Below are 2,374 nucleotides of genomic sequence, written 5' to 3' on the forward strand. Positions count from 1 at the left end.
GTGGAAGGTCTTGAAGATCAGGCGCCAGGAGTAGAACGAGGTCAGACCCGCGGCGACGATCGTCATCAGGAAGCCGTACACCGCGAACGGATTGTGCGAGACATAGGCAGCCTCGATGATCGCATCCTTGGAGAAGTAGCCGGCGGTGAGCGGGAAGCCGGTCAGCGCCAAGGTGCCGACCACCATCACCGCATAGGTGTAGGGGATCTTCCTCCAGAGCCCGCCCATGTTGCGGATGTCCTGCTCGTGGTGCATCGCGTAGATCACTGAACCGCTTCCCAAGAACAACAGCGCCTTGAAGAAGGCATGTGTGAACAGGTGGAACATGCCGACCGAATAGGCCCCCGCTCCCATCGCCACGAACATGTAGCCGAGCTGCGAACAGGTCGAGTACGCGACGATGCGCTTGATGTCGTTCTGGACGAGGCCGATCGTGGCGGCGAAGAACGCGGTGGTCGCGCCGAAGAACATCACGACGGCCTGTGCGTTCGGGGCGAGCTCGAACAGCGGCGACAGCCGCGCCACCATGAACACGCCGGCGGTGACCATGGTCGCGGCGTGGATCAGCGCCGAGACCGGGGTCGGGCCTTCCATCGCGTCCGGCAACCAGGTGTGCAGCAGGAATTGCGCCGACTTGCCCATCGCGCCCATGAACAGCAACAGGCAGGTCAGCGTCAGCGCGTCGGCCTGCCAGCCGAGGAAGTTGATGGTCTTGCCGGTAAGGCCGGGCGCGGCATGGAAGATGGTCTCGAAATCGGTCGAGCCGACCAGCATGAACACCGCGAAGATGCCGAGCGCAAAACCGAAATCGCCGACGCGGTTGACCACGAAGGCCTTGATCGCGGCGGCGTTGGCCGAGGGCTTCTGGTACCAGAAGCCGATCAGGAGGTAGCTGGCGAGGCCCACGCCTTCCCAGCCGAAGAACAGCTGCACGAGGTTGTCCGCGGTCACCAGCATCAGCATGGCGAAGGTGAACAGGCTGAGATAGCCGAAGAAGCGCGGCCGGTTCGGGTCCTCGTCCATGTAGCCGATGGAATAGAGGTGCACGAGGGAAGACACGGTCGTCACCACCACGAGCATCACGGCTGTGAGCGTGTCGACGCGCAGCGTCCACCAGACCTGGAGGTCGCCGGAGAAGATCCAGGGCAAAAGCTGGATCCGGTAGTCGTGGTGCATGAAGCCGACGTCGACCAGCGTCATCCAGGACAAGGCCGCCGAGACGAACAGCAGCGCCGTGGTGATCAACTCGGCCGCGCGCGAGCCTGCCGCCGGCGGCTCGGCCGGGCCGTGGGCGTGATCGTCGTGGCCGTGGGAGTCATGAGCCGCCGCCGCGTGAACGTCGCCGTGCCCATGGTCGCCGTGATGCTCGACCTCGTCGCCCGAGGGGTTGCGGGCGTGCGCGCCGACGAGCGCGATGAGGCCGGCCAGAATGGCACCCAGCAGAGGCAGGAAAACAATTGCCTGAACCATTTGAGAGCTCAGCCCTTCATCAGATTGACGTCCTCAACCGCGATCGAGCCGCGGTTGCGGAAATAGACCACCAGGATGGCGAGACCGATCGCGGCTTCGGCGGCCGCGACGGTGAGCACCAGCAGCGCGAAGACCTGGCCGACGATGTCGCCGAGGAAGGTCGAGAAGGCCACGAGGTTGATGTTGACCGAGAGCAGGATCAGCTCGATCGACATCAGGATGACGATGATGTTCTTGCGGTTCAGGAAGATGCCGAGGATGCCGAGCGTGAACAGGATCGCGCCGACCGCCAGATAATGTCCGAGCCCGATCGTCATTTCACCCACTCCGCCGCATCGGCATCCGAGAGCCCCTGCCCCGGCGCGACCTTGCGCATCGCCATCGCCATTTCGGGGGTGCGCGCGTTCTGAACGTTGATGTCCTGCCGCTTCACGCTCGCCTTGTGGCGCAGCGTCAGCACGATGGCGCCGATCATGGCCACCAGCAGCACCATGCCCGAGAGCTGGAAGTAGTGGATGTACTTGGTATAGAGCACGAGCCCGAGCGCCTCGGTGTTGGAGACGTCGGACGGAATCGCCGCCGTGATCGTCTTCGAGACGCCGGGATTGATCACCCAGAAGCCGACGGTGAGCAGCAGCTCGAACAGGAAGATGCCGCCGATCACGAGGCCGACCGGCAGGTACTCGATGAAGCCCTCGCGCAGCTCGAGGAAGTCGACGTCGAGCATCATGATCACGAACAGGAACAGCACGGCCACGGCGCCGACATAGACGACGATCAGCATCATGCCGAGGAATTCGGCGCCCATCAGCACGAACAGGCCGGAGGCGTTGACGAAGGCGAGGATCAGGTACAGCACGGAGTGCACGGGATTGCGCGAGACAATCACCATCACCGCCGAGGC

General features: G+C 63.7%; 3 protein-coding genes. All 3 read right to left on the bottom strand.

Annotation, left to right across the window (positions count from 1 at the left end):
• The coding region (nuoL, locus tag JHD07_RS15150; RefSeq protein WP_291623489.1) for an NADH-quinone oxidoreductase subunit L at positions 1–1,470 on the bottom strand (1,470 nt) is incomplete at its 3' end.
• An 8-nt stretch (positions 1,471–1,478) separates the two neighbouring features.
• Positions 1,479–1,787: an NADH-quinone oxidoreductase subunit NuoK gene (gene nuoK, locus JHD07_RS15155; RefSeq protein ID WP_008547737.1), complete on the bottom strand. Its 309-nt coding sequence runs from the start codon at positions 1,785–1,787 to the stop codon at positions 1,479–1,481.
• Positions 1,784–2,374: NADH-quinone oxidoreductase subunit J (locus tag JHD07_RS15160; RefSeq protein WP_291623515.1), on the bottom strand; the 591-nt coding region annotated here is incomplete at its 5' end. The genes JHD07_RS15160 and nuoK, both read right to left, overlap by 4 nt.

Origin of the sequence: Bradyrhizobium sp. (assembly GCF_016462955.1) — a bacterium.
Taxonomy (GTDB): domain Bacteria; phylum Pseudomonadota; class Alphaproteobacteria; order Rhizobiales; family Xanthobacteraceae; genus Bradyrhizobium.

Bases quoted from the DNA above. Each gene is read 5' to 3' on its own strand.
- nuoK (WP_008547737.1), bottom strand. From the start codon at position 1,787: ATGACGATCGGGCTCGGACATTATCTGGCGGTCGGCGCGATCCTGTTC.